The organism is Kineococcus haloalkalitolerans (genome assembly GCF_050871905.1).
Taxonomy (GTDB): Bacteria; Actinomycetota; Actinomycetes; order Actinomycetales; family Kineococcaceae; genus Kineococcus.
The window spans coordinates 43,330-59,805 of record NZ_JBJLSH010000011.1 but is presented as its reverse complement, the minus strand read 5'-3'; the positions used below and the strand labels follow the sequence as shown (position 1 = coordinate 59,805).

18 protein-coding genes and 1 pseudogene are annotated in these 16,476 nt (G+C 77.8%); 4 read left to right on the top strand and 15 right to left on the bottom strand.

The annotated features are described in order from the left end of the window. Positions 1–149: 149 nt before the first annotated feature. Both tsf and rpsB read right to left on the bottom strand, forming a co-directional pair. Positions 150–977: a translation elongation factor Ts gene (gene tsf, locus ACRYMY_RS06655; RefSeq protein WP_432546477.1), complete on the bottom strand. Its 828-nt coding sequence runs from the start codon at positions 975–977 to the stop codon at positions 150–152. A 111-nt stretch (positions 978–1,088) separates the two neighbouring features. Next, a complete protein-coding gene (rpsB, locus tag ACRYMY_RS06650; RefSeq protein WP_432546476.1) occupies positions 1,089–2,018 on the bottom strand; it encodes a 30S ribosomal protein S2 in 930 nt (309 codons plus the stop codon). A 236-nt stretch (positions 2,019–2,254) separates the two neighbouring features. Between rpsB and ACRYMY_RS06645 the strand changes: the two genes are divergently transcribed. The 3 genes from ACRYMY_RS06645 to ACRYMY_RS06635 all read left to right on the top strand — a co-directional run bounded on the left by ACRYMY_RS06645 (position 2,255) and on the right by ACRYMY_RS06635 (position 4,471). Beyond that, on the top strand, positions 2,255–3,526 hold the full coding sequence (locus ACRYMY_RS06645; protein ID WP_432546475.1) for a pyridoxal phosphate-dependent aminotransferase: 1,272 nt from the start codon (positions 2,255–2,257) through the stop codon (positions 3,524–3,526). Beyond that, positions 3,523–3,903 (top strand): TraR/DksA C4-type zinc finger protein, encoded by a 381-nt coding sequence (locus tag ACRYMY_RS06640; RefSeq protein WP_432546474.1) that lies wholly within the window; start codon positions 3,523–3,525, stop codon positions 3,901–3,903. Before ACRYMY_RS06645 ends, ACRYMY_RS06640 begins: the two co-directional genes overlap by 4 nt. Positions 3,904–3,994: 91 nt before the next feature. After that, complete coding sequence (locus ACRYMY_RS06635) at positions 3,995–4,471, top strand: VOC family protein (protein ID WP_432546473.1); 477 nt, start codon at positions 3,995–3,997, stop codon at positions 4,469–4,471. On the opposite strand, the gene ACRYMY_RS06630 is transcribed toward ACRYMY_RS06635, so the two are convergent. Next, positions 4,450–5,259, bottom strand: coding sequence for an HpcH/HpaI aldolase/citrate lyase family protein (locus ACRYMY_RS06630; RefSeq protein ID WP_432546503.1), 810 nt, complete (start codon positions 5,257–5,259; stop codon positions 4,450–4,452). The two genes, ACRYMY_RS06635 and ACRYMY_RS06630, sit on opposite strands and share 22 nt — an antisense overlap. Before the next feature lie 111 nt (positions 5,260–5,370). Further along, positions 5,371–5,985 (bottom strand): annotated as a pseudogene (locus ACRYMY_RS06625) (alpha/beta fold hydrolase); the annotation flags it as partial. Between the two features lie 324 nt (positions 5,986–6,309). Between ACRYMY_RS06625 and ACRYMY_RS06620 the strand changes: the two are divergent. After that, positions 6,310–6,912, top strand: coding sequence for a peptidoglycan DD-metalloendopeptidase family protein (locus ACRYMY_RS06620; protein WP_432546472.1), 603 nt, complete (start codon positions 6,310–6,312; stop codon positions 6,910–6,912). Here ACRYMY_RS06620 and whiG read toward each other — a convergent pair. The 11 genes from whiG to trmD all read right to left on the bottom strand — a co-directional run bounded on the left by whiG (position 6,896) and on the right by trmD (position 16,475). Further along, positions 6,896–7,762: an RNA polymerase sigma factor WhiG gene (gene whiG / locus ACRYMY_RS06615; RefSeq protein WP_432546502.1), complete on the bottom strand. Its 867-nt coding sequence runs from the start codon at positions 7,760–7,762 to the stop codon at positions 6,896–6,898. The genes ACRYMY_RS06620 and whiG overlap by 17 nt on opposite strands. A gap of 201 nt (positions 7,763–7,963) precedes the next feature. Then, complete coding sequence (locus tag ACRYMY_RS06610; RefSeq protein ID WP_432546471.1) at positions 7,964–9,055, bottom strand: tyrosine-type recombinase/integrase; 1,092 nt, start codon at positions 9,053–9,055, stop codon at positions 7,964–7,966. 107 nt (positions 9,056–9,162) lie between these two features. Next, a complete protein-coding gene (gene dprA, locus ACRYMY_RS06605; RefSeq protein WP_432546470.1) occupies positions 9,163–10,353 on the bottom strand; it encodes a DNA-processing protein DprA in 1,191 nt (396 codons plus the stop codon). Continuing rightward, positions 10,350–11,915: a YifB family Mg chelatase-like AAA ATPase gene (locus tag ACRYMY_RS06600; protein WP_432546469.1), complete on the bottom strand. Its 1,566-nt coding sequence runs from the start codon at positions 11,913–11,915 to the stop codon at positions 10,350–10,352. Before ACRYMY_RS06600 ends, dprA begins: the two co-directional genes overlap by 4 nt. Next, on the bottom strand, positions 11,915–12,274 hold the full coding sequence (locus ACRYMY_RS06595) for a YraN family protein (RefSeq protein WP_432546468.1): 360 nt from the start codon (positions 12,272–12,274) through the stop codon (positions 11,915–11,917). Before ACRYMY_RS06595 ends, ACRYMY_RS06600 begins: the two co-directional genes overlap by 1 nt. A gap of 121 nt (positions 12,275–12,395) precedes the next feature. Next, on the bottom strand, positions 12,396–12,722 hold the full coding sequence (locus ACRYMY_RS06590) for a DUF2469 domain-containing protein (RefSeq protein WP_432546467.1): 327 nt from the start codon (positions 12,720–12,722) through the stop codon (positions 12,396–12,398). Next, a complete protein-coding gene (locus ACRYMY_RS06585) occupies positions 12,719–13,474 on the bottom strand; it encodes a ribonuclease HII (protein WP_432546466.1) in 756 nt (251 codons plus the stop codon). The genes ACRYMY_RS06590 and ACRYMY_RS06585 overlap by 4 nt, the downstream gene beginning before the upstream one ends. After that, positions 13,471–14,226: a signal peptidase I gene (gene lepB / locus ACRYMY_RS06580; RefSeq protein ID WP_432546465.1), complete on the bottom strand. Its 756-nt coding sequence runs from the start codon at positions 14,224–14,226 to the stop codon at positions 13,471–13,473. Before lepB (ACRYMY_RS06580) ends, ACRYMY_RS06585 begins: the two co-directional genes overlap by 4 nt. Continuing rightward, positions 14,223–14,945: a signal peptidase I gene (lepB, locus tag ACRYMY_RS06575; protein ID WP_432546464.1), complete on the bottom strand. Its 723-nt coding sequence runs from the start codon at positions 14,943–14,945 to the stop codon at positions 14,223–14,225. The genes lepB (ACRYMY_RS06580) and lepB (ACRYMY_RS06575) overlap by 4 nt, the downstream gene beginning before the upstream one ends. 181 nt (positions 14,946–15,126) lie before the next feature. Then, a complete protein-coding gene (gene rplS, locus ACRYMY_RS06570) occupies positions 15,127–15,492 on the bottom strand; it encodes a 50S ribosomal protein L19 (protein WP_432546463.1) in 366 nt (121 codons plus the stop codon). A gap of 161 nt (positions 15,493–15,653) precedes the next feature. Next, entirely contained in the window at positions 15,654–16,475 is an 822-nt protein-coding gene (trmD, locus tag ACRYMY_RS06565; protein ID WP_432546462.1) for a tRNA (guanosine(37)-N1)-methyltransferase TrmD, read from the bottom strand. Position 16,476: the final 1 nt, after the last annotated feature.

Sequence of the window (16,476 nt, the reverse complement as noted above, 5' to 3'; positions counted from 1 at the left end):
CGGGCGGTGGGCAGTGTGCCGCACCGCACCCCCCGCGGTCACGGTCGGTGACCGCGGGGGTAGGCCGTCCGGGGGGGGCGGCGGGGCTGCGGGCCCGGACGCGCGGACGGGGTGGGAGGACGTGCGTCCCCCCACCCCGTCGAGCGTGCTCAGGCGCCGGCGCGGAAGCGCGCGAAGGCGGTGACGTTCACCCCGGCCCCGGCGAGCAGCTTGGTGATGGTCGTCTTGGGGTCCTTGGCGAACGGCTGCTCCAGCAGGACGTTGTCCTTGAAGAAGCTGTTCACCCGGCCCTCGACGATCTTCGCCATGGCGGCCTCGGGCTTGTTCTCCTCGCGGGCGGTCTCCTCGGCGATGCGGCGCTCGCTCTCGACCGTCTCGGCGGGCACGTCCTCGCGGCGCAGGTAGGTCGGGCTCATCGCGGCGGCGTGCATCGCGACGTCCTTGCCGACCTCCTCCTGCGCACCGTCCAGCGCGACGAGCACGCCGATGGTCGGGGGCAGGTCGGTGGCGGTGCGGTGCAGGTACGCCGAGACGTGCGCGCCCTCCACGCGGGCGACGCGCGGGACGAGGATCTTCTCGCCCATGGTCGCGTTGGCCTCGTCCAGCAGCTGCTGCACGGTGCGGCCGCCGAGGTCGGAGGCCAGCAGGGACTCCGCGTCGGTCGCGCCCACGGCCACGGCCTGGTCGAGGACCTGCTGGGCCAGCTGCTGGAAGCCCTCGCTCTTGGCCACGAAGTCGGTCTCGCAGTTCAGCTGCACCATGACACCGAGACCGCCCTCGGTGTGCACGGCCACCAGGCCGTTGGAGGCGTCGCGGTCGGCGCGCTTGGCCACGCCCTTCTGGCCCTTGATGCGCAGCAGCTCGATGGCCTTCTCGACGTCGCCGTCGGACTCCACGAGGGCGTTCTTGCAGTCGAGCATGCCGGCGCCGGTCTTCTCGCGCAGCGCCTTGACGTCAGCGGCGGTGTACGCAGCCACGGTCGGTCCTTCCTGGGGGTGGGGTGTCCTGGGGACGGGCGGGGCGGCGCGGACGCGCCGACGCCCCGGGCTGCGGGCAGCCCGGGGCGTCGGCGGTCCGGACCTGGGGTCTCAGGCCTGGGTGGAGGCGCCGACGGTCTCCGACGGGGCCTCGGCGGGCTCGTCGCCCGAGAGCGCGACGGTCTCGGCGTCCTGGCCGGTCGCGGCCTCGGCCGCGGCGGCCTCGGGCTCACCGGCGGTCGCGGCGGTCGCGGTGGACTCCGACCCGCCGGACTGCAGGTCCTCGCCGCCGGCGAGCAGGTCCTGCTCCCACGCGGCCAGGGGCTCGGCGTCGGAGTCGGGGCGGCCGCCGTGGCGCACCTGCAGGCCCTCGGCGACGGCGTCGGCCACGACGCGGGTCAGCAGCGTCACGGCGCGGATGGCGTCGTCGTTGCCGGGGATCTTGTAGTCCACGTCGTCCGGGTCGCAGTTGGAGTCGAGGATCGCGACGACCGGGATGTTGAGCTTCTTCGCCTCGTCGACGGCGAGGTGCTCCTTGTTGGTGTCCACGATCCACACCGCGGAGGGCACCTTGGTCATGTCCCGGATGCCGCCGAGCGTCTTGTCCAGCTTCTCCTTCTCGCGGCGCAGGACGAGGAGCTCCTTCTTGGTGAGCCCCGAGCCGGCGACGTCGTCGAAGTCGACCTCCTCGAGCTCGCGCAGGCGCGCGATCCGCTTGGAGACGGTGGAGAAGTTGGTGAGCATGCCGCCCAGCCAGCGCTGGTTGACGTAGGGCATGCCCACGCGGCGCGCCTGCTCGGCGATGGACTCCTGGGCCTGCTTCTTCGTGCCGATGAAGAGGACCGAGCCGCCGTGGGCCACGGTCTCCTTGACGAAGTCGTAGGCGCGGTCGATGAACGACAGCGACTGCTGCAGGTCGATGATGTAGATGCCGTTGCGCTCCGTGAACAGGAAGCGCTTCATCTTGGGGTTCCAGCGGCGCGTCTGGTGCCCGAAGTGCACACCGGACTCGAGCAGCTGGCGCATCGTGACGACGGCCACGGGTGGTCCTCCTCGTGCCGGCCCCGGACGGGGCCGATCGGTTCTCCGCCGCGGACCGGGTGGCCCGCCGCGCCTGGCCCCCCGACGGCGTCCCGCCGCCGGACGGGCGGACCGAGTGGGACGCGACCCCCGCGTCGCGCGGGGAGTGGGGAGCGCGGTGTCACCCCGCCCGTGGACGGCCGCCGGCGGTGCCGACGGCCACGACGCGCACGAGGTGCCCTCGTAGTCTACGGCCCGTGAGCAGCAGCCTCGACCCCGGTCGCGCCGACGCCCCCGGGGCGGTGACCGCGGCGGCCGGCGCCCTCGCCGGCGCCGGGCGCGGACCGGCGGTGGTGCGGCGCATGCGGGGCTTCGGGCCCACGGTGTTCGCCGAGATGACGGCGCTGGCGCTGCGCACCGGCGCGGTCAACCTCGGGCAGGGCTTCCCCGACGCCGACGGCCCGCCCTCGCTGCTGGAGGACGCCGTCGCCGCGGTGCGCGGCGGGCGCAACCAGTACCCGCCCGGCACCGGCGCGCCCGAGCTGCTGGCGGCGGTCGCGGAGCACCAGCGGCGCTGGTACGGCCTCGAGCTGGACCCGGGCACGCAGGTCCTCGTCACCGCGGGCGCGACCGAGGCGGTCGCCGCGGCCGTCCTCGCGCTCGTCGAGCCGGGCGAGGAGGTCGTCGTCCTCGAGCCCGCCTACGACTCCTACACCGCGGTCGTGGCCCTGGCCGGGGGCGTGCAGCGCTCCGTGCCGCTCGTGCCCGCGGGCGGCGACGTGCGCGAGGGGTTCCGGCTGGACCGGGCGGCGCTGCGGGCGGCGTTCTCGGCGCGCACCCGGCTGGTGCTGCTCAACACCCCCCACAACCCGACCGGCACCGTCCTGGACGCCGGCGACCTGGCGGAGGTGGCGCGCCTGGCGGTCGAGCACGACGCGCTCGTGCTCACCGACGAGGTCTACGAGCACCTCGTCTACGACGGCGCCCGGCACGTGCCGCTCGCGACGCTGCCGGGCATGGCCGAGCGGACGCTGACGGCATCCAGCGCCGGCAAGACGTTCTCGGTGACCGGCTGGAAGGTCGGCTGGGTCACCGGGCCGGCGGAGCTGGTGGCGGCCGTGCGCACCGTCAAGCAGTTCCTCACCTACGTCAACGCCGGTCCCTTCCAACCGGCCGTCGCCGCGGCCCTGGCGCTGCCCGGGGAGTTCTTCACGGGGTTCGCGGCCGACCTGGCGCGCCGGCGCGACCTGCTCGTGGAGGGCCTGCGCGCGGCCGGCTTCGCCGTCGACGTGCCGCGCGGGACGTACTTCGCCGTCGCCGACGCCCGCCCGCTCGGCTGGGACGACGGCGTGGCCGCCTGCCGGGCGCTGCCGGAGCGGGCCGGGGTCGTGGCGGTGCCCGTGGCGGCCTTCTGCGCGCCCGGCTCGGCGGCCGCCGAGGCCGTGCGGCCGCTGCTGCGGTTCACCTTCTGCAAGTCCGACGCCGTGCTGCACGAGGCGGTGGAGCGGCTGCAGGTGCTGCGGCCGTGAGCGCGGACGCGAGCGCCTCCGGGAGCGCGGAGGGCGCGCGGGCGGTGCTGGAGGCCGAGCGGCGCGGGGCGCTGGAGCTCGCGGCCGCGCTGGAGCGGGAGCTGGCCAGCGCCGTCGAGGCGGCCGCGGGCGCCGGGGCGGACGACGAGCACGACCCCGAGGGCTCCACCACGGCCTTCGAGCGGGCGCAGACCTCCGCGGTGCTGGAGCAGGTGCGCGCTCGGCTGGCCGCCCTGGACGCCGCCCTGGAGCGCCTGGGCTCCCCCGGCGCCGGCACCTGCCGCACCTGCGGCGGGCCCGTGGGCACCGAGCGGCTGGCCGTGCGGCCGTGGGCCGAGCAGTGCGTGCGCTGCGCCGGGGCGTCCCCGCGCCGCTGAGTACCCACCGCCGGTGCGGCCGGGCCGATGAGTCCGGGGCCCGGCGCGGGTCCACCCGTCGTCCCGTCCACCACCGACCGGGGAGGACCCCGTGGCGCACACCCTGAACCCCTACCTGACCTTCCGCGGCACGGCCCGCGAGGCGCTGGACGCCTACCGCGGCGTGCTGGGCGGGGAGCTGGACCTGATGACCTTCGCCGAGGGCGGCATGCCCGTCGAGGTCGCCGAGGAGGCGGACTGGCTCATGCACGGGCAGCTCACGCTGCCCGACGGGAAGGTCCTCATGGCCTCCGACGCCCCCACCGGCGTGCCCGCGCCGCCGATGGCCGGGTTCGCCGTCGCCCTCACCACCGCCGACGCCGACGAGGTCGACACCGTCCTGGGCTGGTACCGCCGCCTCGCCGAGGGCGGACGGGAGGACGTCCCTCTGGCCGTGGCCCCCTGGGGCGACTGGTTCGGCCAGTGCACCGACCGCTTCGGCACCCCCTGGATGGTCGACGCCGGGCCGGTGGACGCGCAGGAGCGCCCCGCCGAGCGCGAGCCGGCTCAGTCCGCGGCCACGCCGTAGGCCCGGGCCAGCCGCTCGATCCGCTCGGCCCGGCCCAGGCGGGGCAGGTCGCCGCCGTCGCGCACCACCCGCCCGCGGGCGTCGAAGTCCGCCAGGAAGCGGCGCGCCCACGCCACGTCCGCACGGGTCGGGCTGAGCACCTCCTCGACCACCTCCACCTGGGCGGCCTCCAGGCACAGCTTGCCGGTCAGCCCCAGCTGCACCGACACCTCGCACGCCTCGCGCAGCGCGGCGCGCCCCGGGCTCGTGGTGGGCCCGTCGACCGGGCCGGGCAGACCCGCGATGCGGCTGGCCACCACGAGCCGCGAGCGCGGGTAGGCCATCGCCGCGTCGCTGGCGCCCGTCGCCGTGTCCAGCCGGTAGTCGGCGTTGCCGAACGCCAGCCGCAGGCACCCGCGGGCCCGGGCGATCTCCACGGCCGCCTCCACGCCCAGCGCGGACTCCACGAGGGCGACGACGGGCACCTCGCCGCCGAGGCGGTCGGCCGTCTCGGTCACCTGGGTGCCCGACTCGGTCTTGCTCAGCCACACGCCCGCCAGCCCGGGCAGCCCGCGCAGGGCGTCCACGTCGCGCGAGAAGTGCTCGCTGCCGCGGCCGTTCACCCGCACCCACGCCGTGCCGCCGCCGCGCAGGTGCGCCACGACGGCCTCGCGGGCGCGGTCCTTGAGGGAGGCGTCGACGGAGTCCTCCAGGTCGAGCACGAGGGCGTCGGCGCCCGCGCGGACCGCGCGCTCGAGGTCGTCCAGCGCCGGGACCAGCAGCCACGAGCGGGCCAGCTCCGGCGGCACCGGCCGGTGCGCGGGGGCGCCGCCCTCCGCGGGGACGGGCTCCTCCGGGGCCTCGGTGAGGAAGTCGATGGCGGCGGTGCGGAAGTGCCGCGACGTCGGGGCGTTGAAGTGGTGCCGTCCCGGCACCTCGAAGAACGAGCCCTGCGGCACCGCGGCGGCCAGCCGCCGCGAGCGCTCGAGGATGCCGTCCTCGCTGCCGGTGGCGAACAGCACCGGCTGGCGCGGCGGGGAGGCGGCGTCCGGCTGCCTGGTCCCCCGCATCCCCTCCACGAGGGCGACCAGCGCGCGCAGGTCGTTGCCGGCCACCGACTCGGCCATCGTCAGGTAGGCGGCGGTGATCCGGTCGGTGACCTCCTCGCCGCGCTCGACGAAGGCGCGCGCCTGCTCCACCTGGAAGCGCTCCAGCGGCTCCCCGTCGGGGATACCGCCCAGGACGGCGCTCAGCACGCGGCCCGGGGCCTGGACGGCGGCCTGCCAGCCGACGCGGGCGCCCAGCGAGTAGCCGACCCAGTGGGCGCGCTCGACCCCGTGGGCGTCGAGCACGGCCAGGACGTCGGCGACGAGGACGTCCATGCCGTAGGCGCCGGGGTCGTGCGGGGTGCCGCTGGCGCCGTGACCGCGCTGGTCCAGGGCGACGACCCGGAAGCCGGCGCGCGTCAGGTCGCGCGTCCACCCGGTGCGGCCGAAGTTGGCGTCGGCGCTGGAGGCGAAGCCGTGCACGGCCACGACGACGGGGGCGCCCCCGGAGCGTCCGGCGTCCGGGCCGTCGGGCTCCCACGCGTAGGTGGCCAGGGGCGTGCCGTCGGCCGCGGCGACCGTGCGGACGAGGGGGTCGCTGGTGCTCACCCCGGCATCCTGGCGGACCGGGGTGGCCCGGGGGCGGACCGCTGCGGACGCGGGGGGCGTGCCGGGGGGGCGTGCCGGGGGGCGTGCGGGGTCGCGGCCGGGCGCGGGACCCGCGGGCGGGTCCCCAGACGGGCGTGGGACCGGTGCTCCACAGGGCCCGGCGCGCGCCCGGCGGCGGGGTGCGCGGCCCACCACCCTGGCCGGGTGCCCCTCTCCCGCGTCGCCCTGCCGGTCGTGGCGGCCGCCGCGCTGGCGCTCGCGCCCGCCGCCGTCCCCCGTCCCGGCCCCGGACCAGCGCTCGGCCCCGGCCCCGCGGTGGCCGGCCCGCCCGCCACCGCGGTGGCCGCGCGCTGGACGTGGCCGCTGGCCGGGCCGCCGGCGGTGCTGCGCGCCTTCGAGGACGTCGGCCGCTACGAGGCGGGCCACCGCGGCGCGGACCTGGCCGCCCGGCCCGGCGGGGCGGTGCTGTCCCCGGACGACGGGGTGGTGACGTTCGCCGGCCCGGTCGCGGGGCGCGTCGTCGTCGTCGTGGCGCACCCGGGCGGCCTGCGCAGCACGCTGGAACCGGTCGCGGCGCCCGTGCCGGCGGGCACGGCGGTGCGGGCGGGGCAGCGGGTCGCCGACGTCCCGGCGCCCGGCGCTCCCGGGTCCGCGCACTGCCTCGTGCCGTGCCTGCACCTGGGCGCCCGCGACGGCGAGCGCTACCTGGACCCCCTGGCGCTGCTGGCGCCGGCCGGCCCGCCGGTGCTGCTGCCGCTGGGCGCACCCGGGGGCGGGCCCAGCGGCGGTCTCAGCGGACGTCGCTGAGCTTGCCGCGCAGCTGCAGGACCGCCTTGGTGTGCATCTGGCAGATGCGGGACTCGGTGACGCCGAGCACGCGGCCGATCTCGGCCAGGGTGAGGCCCTCGTAGTAGTAGAGGGTCACGACGATCTTCTCGCGCTCGGGCAGCTGGTTGATGGCCCGCGAGAGCAGGAACTTCGTCTCCTCGCCCTCGAAGGCCTGCACCGGGTCCTCGGCGCGGGTGTCCTCCAGCGTGTCGACGAGGGAGAGCTTGTCGCCCTTCTCCCCCGAGACGCTGAGCAGCTCGTCGAGCGCGACGACGTTGACGTAGGAGACCTGGCTGAAGATCTGGTGCAGGTCGCCCAGGGCGATGCCCATGCGCTCGGCGACCTCCGCCTCGGTGGGCGTGCGGTGCAGCTCGCCCTCGAGGGCCGCGTAGGTGCGCTCGACCTCGCGGGCCTTGCTGCGCACCGAGCGCGGGATCCAGTCGATGGCCCGCAGCTCGTCGATGATGGCGCCGCGGATGCGGGAGATGGCGTAGGTCTCGAACTTGATCGCGCGCTCGATGTCGAACTTCTCGATGGCGTCGATGAGGCCGAAGATCCCGTAGGAGACGAGGTCGGCCTGCTCGATGTTGGCGGGCAGGCCGACGCCGACGCGTCCGGCGACGTACTTGACCAGGGGCGAGTAGTGCAGGATCAGCTTCTCGCGGACCACGGCGTCGCCGGTGGCCTTGAAGTGCTCCCACATCTGGCGCAGGGCCGCCTCGGCGGCCTCCTGCTCGGGGGTCGAGGGGCCCTTGCGGCTGGAGAAGCGCGCGTTGGCCTGCGGCCGGCCCGCGGGCCGCACCTCCTCGGGCGCCTCCTGCGCGGGCACCTGCTGCGCGGCGTCCGCGGTCTCTCCCGTCGCGGCCTCCCGGCTCCCGGCGGCCGGACCCGCGGCGGTCCCGCCCGCGGGGTCCTGCCGCGCGCGCGCGTCGACGACGCGGACGTCGGACGCCGTCCGCCGCCGTGCCGTCGTGGCGGCGCCCTCGCGCCCCGCTCCTGCGTCCACCGGTGCCCCCTCCCCCCGAGGCCGTCAGGCCCGGGGGTGGGCCTGACGGTGCGACCTCCGCAAGCGCTCTACGGAGACGTGCGTGTAGATCTGCGTCGACGACAGCGTAGCGTGACCGAGCAACTCCTGAACGCTACGCAGGTCAGCTCCCCCGTCGAGCATGTGCGTCGCGGCGGCGTGCCGCAGGCCGTGCGGGGAGGTCACCGGGGTCCCGGGCAGCCCGGTCAGCAGCTCGCCCAGGACCTCCCGCAGCCGGCGCTGGTCGACCCGGCGCCCCCGCCGGCCCAGCAGCAGCGCGTCCCCGGACCCCGCCGCGGCCAGCTCCGGGCGACCCTCGAGGAGCCAGGCGCGCACGGCGTCGGCGGCGGGGACCCCGAAGGGCACCACCCGCTGGCGCCCGCCCTTGCCGAGGACCCGCAGCGTGCGCCGGTCGAGGTCGACGTCGCCCACGTCGGCGCCGACGAGCTCGGCCACGCGGCACCCGGTGGCGTACAGCAGCTCCAGCGCCGCGACGTCGCGCAAGCGCACGGGGTCCGGGCGGCCGTTCGCGAGGAGCCCCCGGGCCGCCCCGGGCGCGCACCGCTCGTCGACCGGCTCCGGGGGGCCTTCCGCGGGGCCTTCGGCGGCGCCGGTCACCGGGGCGTCCGCCGTGCCGTCCACCGGGCGCGGCGGCGTGTCCGCCGAGCCGGCCGCGGGGCCGTCCGCCGCCCGGCGAGCGGCGTCGAGCAGGTCGCCGACCTGCCCGGCCCCGAGCACGTGCGGCAGCGGCCGGTCGCGGCGCGGCACCTGCAGGCGCGCGCCGGCGTCCTCGCGGGCGCGGCCCGTGCGCGCGGCCCAGGCGGTGAAGGCGCGCGCCGCCACGGCCCGCCTGGCCAGCGTGGAACGGGCCCGCTGCCCGGCCGCCCCGGCCAGCCACGCCCGCAGGTCCGCGAGGGTCAGCACGTCCAGGTCGGCCGGCTCCTCCCCCACCGCCGGCAGGACCAGGTCGAGCAGGTCGGCCACGTCGCGGCGGTAGGCGCGCACGGTGTGCGGGCTGCGCCCGCGCTCGGCCCGCAGGTGGGTCGCGAAGGCGTCCAGCACCTCCTCGACCGTCTCCCGCTCACGCCCGCCGCTCACCCCGGGCACGCTGCCCGCCCGCGCGCCCCGCGGCGAGCACCGACACGCCTGCCGCGCCGACGCGGGCCGGGCCGTCGGGCCGGCACCGCCGCGTCAGGGCCGCCGGGTCAGGGCCGCCGGGCCAGCCGCCACCCGGCCTCGTCGCGCGCCGCGAGCCCGGCCAGCTCCAGGCGGCCGAGGACCGCCCGCACGCACCCCTCGTCGAGGCCGGCGTCGCGCACCAGGCGCCCGGTGCTGGCGGTCCCGCGCAGCGGCAGGCTCTCGGCGACGCGCAGCTCCTCCGCGCTGAGCCCGTCGAAGGGCCGCACCTCCTGCGGCGGCGGCGCCGCGTGCACCTCGCCCACCCTCCCCAGGAGCTCCGCGACCTCGTCCGGGCCGGTCACGCACACCGCGCCCCGCTCGCGCAGCAGGCGGTGGCAGCCGGCCGAGGCCGGCGACGTCACCGGACCGGGCACCGCGCCCACGGGGCGCAGCAGCCGCTCGGCGCGGTCGGCGGTGGACAGCGCCCCCGAGCGCCACGTGGCCTCGACGACGACGGTGCCGCCGGTCAGGGCGGCGATGAGGCGGTTGCGCTCCAGGAAGCGCCACCGCGTGGGCGTGCTGCCGGGCGGCACCTCGCTCAGCACCGCGCCCTCGCGGGCCAGCCGGGCCAGCAGCGCGGCGTTGCCCGACGGGTAGCTGCGGTCCACCCCGCAGGCCAGGACGGCCACGCTGGCACCCCCGACGGCCAGCGCCGCCCGGTGGGCGGCGGCGTCGATCCCGTAGGCGCCGCCGCTGACGACCGCCCAGCCGCGGTCGGCCAGCCCCGCGGCCAGCTCGGCGGTGACGTGCTCGCCGTAGCCGGTGGCCGCGCGCGAGCCGACGAGCGCGGCGCTGCGCGCCGCGACGGCGTCCAGCCGCAGCGGCCCGCGCACCCACAGGCAGGCCGGCACGCCGAGCGGGCGGCCGTCGCCGGCGGCGGCGTGCGCCAGGTCCTCCAGGGTCGCCGGCCACTCCTCGTCGCCGGGCACGACCAGGCGCGCCCCGACCGCCCGGGCGGCGGCGAGGTCGGCCACGGGGTCGACGTCCTCCAGCCGCGAGTGCCAGCGGGCCGGCCCTCGGCCGGTGACCACGGCCTCCAGCGCCAGGGCCGCCCCCACCTCGCCCACGAGCGCCGCGGCGGCCGCGTCCCCCGGTTCGGCCAGGCGGCTCCACGCCGCCCGGGCGAGCCGCTCGTCGTCCATCGCGGGCCGCAGCCCGGGCGGGACGGCCCGGCCCGCGACCGCCCGGGACGCCGCACCGGTCACCGGGGCGCTCACCGGGCGCTCCCCGCGGCCGGGGTGTCCAGGCCGCGCAGGACGGCCGCACGACCCACGTCGTCGCGGTCGGGCGCGGCCGCGCCGCGCAGGTCGGCCACCGTCCACGCCACCCGCAGCACGCGGTCCAGCCCGCGCAGGCTGAGCGCCCCGCGCTCCAGCGCGCGGTCGAGGTCGGCCGTCACGGCCGGCGGCAGCCGCAGCGGTCCGCGCAACAGCGGCCCCCGCAGCTCGCCGTTGGTGCGCAGCCCGTGCGGGCGCAGCCGCTCGGCGGCCGCGGCGCGGGCGGTGCGCACCCGCGCGGCGACGACGGCCGTCGACTCGCCCGGCAGCGCGTCGGCGACCTGCGCGCGGGTGACGGCGTGCACGGCGACGCGCACGTCGACCCGGTCCAGCAGCGGGCCGGACAGGCGGGTCGCGTAGCGGCGCCGCGCGGCCGGGGTGCAGGTGCAGTCCAGGCCGCGGCCGGTGGCCCGCCCGCACGGGCAGGGGTTGGCGGCCAGCACGAGCTGGAAGCGCGCCGGGTACCGGGCGGCGCCGCGGGCGCGGTGCAGCACCAGCTCGCCGGACTCCAGCGGCTGGCGCAGCGACTCCAGGACCCGCGCGTCGAACTCGGGGGCCTCGTCGAGGAAGAGGACGCCGCGGTGGGCGCGCGAGACCGCGCCCGGGCGCGGCACGCCGGTGCCGCCGCCCACCACGGAGGCCACGGAGGCGGTGTGGTGGGGGTCCTCGAACGGCGGGCGCGTCACGAGGGCGGCGCGCCGGCCGCGCAGGGCCCCGGCCACCGAGTGCACCGCCGTCACCTCCAGCGCCTCCTCCTCGTCGAGGTCGGGCAGCAACCCGGGCAGCCGCGCCGCCAGCATCGTCTTGCCCGCCCCGGGCGGGCCGGTCATCAGCAGGTGGTGGGCACCGGCCGCCGCGACCTCCAGGGCCGCGCGGGCGTCGACCTGACCGACGACGTCGGCCAGGTCCGGTGCGGGCGGTGCGGGCGGCGGGCCGCCCGGGTCCGCCACCTCCAGCGGATCGGGCAGGTCGGGCGCCTCGGGCGGCGGGTCACCGCGGTAGTCCGCCACCAGCTCGGCCAGCCGGTGCACCCCGCGCACGGACACCCCGGGCACGAGCTCGGCCTCGGCGACGGCGTCGGCCGGGACCACGACGCGGCGCACCCCGGCCCGCGCGGCGGCCAGCACCGCCGGCAGCACCCCGTCGACCGCGCGCACGCTGCCGTCCAGCCCCAGCTCACCCAGGTGGGCCACCCCCTCGGCGGCCTCGGGCGGCACGACCCCCGCGGCGGTCAGGACCGCCACCGCCACCGCCAGGTCGAAGCCGGAGCCGGACTTGGGCAGCGTGGCCGGGGACAGGTTGACCACGATGCGCCGCGGCGGCAGGCCGAACCCCGCGTTGGCCGTGGCCGCGCGCACGCGGTCCTTGGCCTCGTGCAGGGAGGCGTCGGGCAGGCCCACCACGACGAAGGCGGGCAGGCCCGCGGAGATGTCGGCCTCCACCCGCACCAGGTGCCCGTCCAGGCCGACCAGGCCCACGGCCAGCGCGCGCGCCAGCGCCATCACGCCACCCCGCGCAGGTGCTCGACGACGGCGGCCCCGCGGGCGGGGAGGGTCACGCCGACGACGTCCAGGCGCACGTGCGGCGGGCGCACGTCCTCGTGGTCGGCCAGCCACTGGGCGGCGAGCCGGCGCAGCCGCGCCAGCTTGGCCGCGGTGACGGCCTCGAGCGGGGAGCCGGTCGCCAGGCCGCGCCGCGTCTTGACCTCGCAGACGACGAGGTCGTCCCCGTCGCGGGCGACGACGTCGATCTCGCCCAGCCGGCACCGCCAGTTGCGGTCCAGCACCGTCATCCCGGCCCCGGTCAGCCAGCGGACCGCGACCCTCTCCCCGTACGCCCCGACCGCGTCCTGCGCGCGCACCGGCACCACCTCCGCGCAGCACTGTGCGCGGCGGGCGGACGCCCGCCGGTGGTCGCGGATCCCGGGGTGTGGACGGCGGCGCGCGACCGGTCCTGTGGACCCCGCGGCGCGCCGGCGGTCCTCAGCGCTCGCGCAGCTCCGGGGTGTCGGGCACCTCGATGTCGCGCTTCTGCAGCTCCTCGACGTTGACGTCCTTGAACGTCACCACGCGCACGTCGCGCACGAAGCGGGCGGGGCGGTAGACGTCCCACACCCACGCGTCGTGCAGCCGCAGCTCGAAGTAGGTCTCGCCGTCGGCCGTGCGCACCTGCAGGTCCACGGAGTTCGCGAGGTAGAAGCGCCGCTCGGTCTCCACCACGTACGAGAAGAGGGACACCACGTCCCGGTACTCCCGGTAGAGCTGCAGCTCCATCTCGGTCTCGTAGTTCTCCAGGTCCTCGGCGCTCACGAGCCCATCATGCCCCCCGCGGCGAGCTGCCCGGTCGGCACCGCGCCGCGCGGTCCGGGCAGGCGCCAGCTGCGGCGGTGCTGCTGCGAGACCCCGCGCGCGGCCAGCGCCGCCAGGTGGTCGGGGGCGCTGTAGCCCTTGTTGCCGGCCCACCCGTAGCCGGGGTGCTCGGCGTCCAGCGCCACCATCAGCGCGTCGCGGGTCGTCTTGGCCAGGACGCTGGCGGCGGCCACGGCCGCGCACGTGACGTCGCCCTTGACGCGGGTGGTGACCTCGGGAGCCGCGCACGGCAGGGCGGGCACGGCCGCGTCGAGACCCATCAGGAGGTCCTCCGCCGGGTCGCCGAGCCAGTCGTGGCTGCCGTCGAGGACGACGACGGAGGGCGCGGCGGGCAGCTGCGCCAGCGCCCGCCGGCCCGCCAGCCGCAGCGCCGCGACGATCCCCGCGGCGTCCACCTCGGCCGGCTCCGCGTGGCCGACGGCCCAGGCGAGCGCCCAGCGGCGCACCCGCGGCGCGAGCTCCTCGCGCGCGGCGGGGGTCAGCAGCTTGGAGTCGCGCAGGCCCACCGGCGCCGAGCGGGTGGCGGGGCCGACGACGACCACGCCCACCGAGACGGGCCCGGCCAGCGCACCGCGGCCCACCTCGTCCATCCCGGCGACGAGGGGGTGCCCGGCGCGCAGGAGCTGCCGCTCCAGGCGCAGCGACGGCGCCGGCCCCCGGCCGGTGCGCCGGGCCGCGGGCCGGGTGCTCACCGGGCGTCCCCGGCGGCCGGCACGCCGTCGAAGGCCGTCGGCGTGGACAGCCACGACCAGTGCTGCACGGGCCACACGACGGTGTAGGCGCGGCCGACCACGAGGTCGACGGGCACGAAGCCGTCGTACGGCTTGTCCCGGTTGTAGCGGGAGTCCGCGGACTCGTCCCGGTTGTCGCCCATCACCCACAGCATCCCGTCGGGCACGACGACGTCGAACTCCTCCGCGCTGGGGGCCGTGCCCGCCTCGAGGTACGCGCCCTCGTCGACCGGCTCGCCGTTGACGGTGAGGCGGCCGTCCGCCTCGCAGCACACGACGTGGTCGCCCGGCACGCCGACCACGCGCTTGATGAGGTGCTCGTCGGACTCCTCGGGCAGCAGCCCGACGAAGGTGAGCGCCTCGGCGACCACGGTGCCCACCGGACCGCGCTCGACCGGCGGGCTCGGCGTCAGCCACCCGCCGGGGTCGGCGAACACGACGACGTCACCGCGGTGCAGGTCGAAGGGGCCGGGGGTCAGCTTGCTGACGACGACCCGGTCGCCGATGCGCAGCGTCTCCTCCATCGACTGCGAGGGGATGTAGAAGGCCTGGAAGAGGAAGGTCTTGACGACCAGCGAGACGACGAGGGCCACGGCGACGACGAGCACCGTCTCCTTGACGACCGACCACAGCCCCCCGCCGGCGCGCGCCGGGCGGGGCGGGGGCCCCTCCTGCTCGCCGGTGCTGACGTCCGGCTCCCCCGGTGCGCTCACGGCCGCTCCTCCCGGTGCTCGTCGTCCCCGCCGTGCTCGACCTCGCCGGCCACCGCCACCGCGGGCGCGGTGCGCTCCACGACCTCCACCGCGCCCGGCGGCCAGGTGACGGCGACCACGCGGCCGACGACGTCGCCGAGGGCCACGGTGCCACCGCCGGGCGAGCCGAGGTGGCTGCGCGAGTCCGCCGACCGGCTGCGGTGGTCGCCCATGACCCACAGCCGTCCGGCGGGCACCTCGATGTCGAACGGCTGGTCGCTGGGGGCGTCGCCGGCGCGCAGGTACGGCTCGTCCAGCGGCCGGCCGTCCACCAGCAGCCGTCCGTCGTCGTCGCAGCAGGTGACGCGCTCACCGGGCAGTCCGACGACGCGCTTGACGAAGTCGCTCTCCCCCGGGCGGAAGCCGAGCAGGCGCCCGGCCGCCACGCCCAGCGCCGCGAGCCCGGTGCGCTCGGCGGGGACGGGCGCGAACGTGCCGGTGCCGTCGAAGACCACGACGTCGCCGCGGCGCACGTCCTCCCCGGCGCCCACGCGCCACACCAGCACCCGCTCGCCGGGCTCCAGCGTCGGGCTCATGGACTCCGACGGGATGGAGAAGGTCTGCACGAGGAAGCTGCGCACGAGGAGCGCGACCACGAGGGCGAGGGCCAGGAGGAGCAGGAACCGCGGGCCGGTGCGCGACCGCTCGTGCACCCGGGGGGCCGGTGGGCTGGTCGTCACGGGGCTCCCGGGCGTGCGGCGGGTCGGCGGGCGGGCGTCCCGCGCGGGGCGCCCCGCCGAGTCTGCCACGCCCGGCGGCCGGCGGGAGCGGCGCGCGGCCGGTGCCCCGCCGGGGGCCGGGGACGCGGAGAGCCGGGCCCCCGCGGGGGACCCGGCTCCACGGTCGTGCTGGGGCGCTGCGTCAGTTGCCGCGCGGCGTCCCGGAGTCGCGACGCTCCTTGATCTTGGCGGCCTTGCCGCGCAGGTCGCGCAGGTAGTACAGCTTCGCGCGCTTGACGTCACCGCGGGTGACGACCTCGATCTTCTCGATGACCGGGGTGTGCAGCGGGAAGGTGCGCTCGACACCCACGCCGAAGCTGACCTTGCGGACGGTGAAGCTCTCGCGCACGCCGCCGCCGGTGCGGCGGATGACCGCGCCCTGGAAGACCTGGACGCGCGAGCGGTTGCCCTCGATGACGCGCACGTGGACCTTCAGGGTGTCACCGGCCCGGAACTCCGGGACGTCGGTGCGCAGGCTGGTGGCGTCGACGGTGTCGAGCACGTTCATGGTGTCGCTCTTCTCCCCTGCAGGCGCCGCAGGACACCGGCGCGGGTTCGTGGTCCGTGACGCGCGTGCGGGCGCGGCGCTCCCCCTGCGGCAGGTGCGCCGTCCGCCGCCCACCGGGCAGCGGTCACCCGCCGTCACGGCTGGGTCGTCGGTTCGACCGATCAGTCTGCCACAGCGGCGGGCGTGGGGCGGAACCGGCCGTCGTCGCCGGGCACCCACCCCTCCTCCGCGAGGACGGCGCGGTCGGCGGGGTCGGTGCGCTCCACGGGCAGCCGCGCCAGCAGGTCCGGGCGCCGGCGCGCGGTGCGGCGCAGCGCCTGGTCGCGGCGCCAGCGGGCGACCTGCCCGTGGTGCCCGCCCGCCAGCACGGGCGGCACGTCCAGCCCGCGCCAGCTGGCGGGCTTGGTGTAGGAGGGGTGCTCCAGCAGCCCGTCGTGCTCGGCGGCGTGGCTCTCCTCGGTGAGGCTGGCGGCGTTGCCGACCACGCCGGGCAGCAGGCGGGCGACGGCCTCGACGACCACGAGGACGGCGACCTCCCCGCCGTTGAGGACGTAGTCGCCCAGCGACACCTCGCGCACCCGCACGCGGGTGGCGTAGTGCTCGGCGACGCGCGCGTCGATGCCCTCGTAGCGCCCGCACGCGAACACCAGCCACGGCTCGGCCGCCAGCTCGACGGCGGTGCGCTGGGTGAAGACCTCCCCGGCCGGGCCGGGCACGAGCAGGACCGGGCCCTCCTCGCGGGCGCCGGGCGGCGGGTCGTCCAGGACGGCGTCCAGGGCCTCGCCCCACGGCTCGGGCTTCATCAGCAGGCCGGCGCCGCCGCCGTACGGGGTGTCGTCGACGGTGCGGTGCCGGTCGTGGGTGTGCTCGCGCAGGTCCCGCACCCGCAGGTCCAGCAGGCCCTGCGAGCGCGCCCTGCCGATGAGCGACAGGGACAGCGGCTGCAGGTACTCGCCGAAGATGGTGACGACGTCGACGCGCACG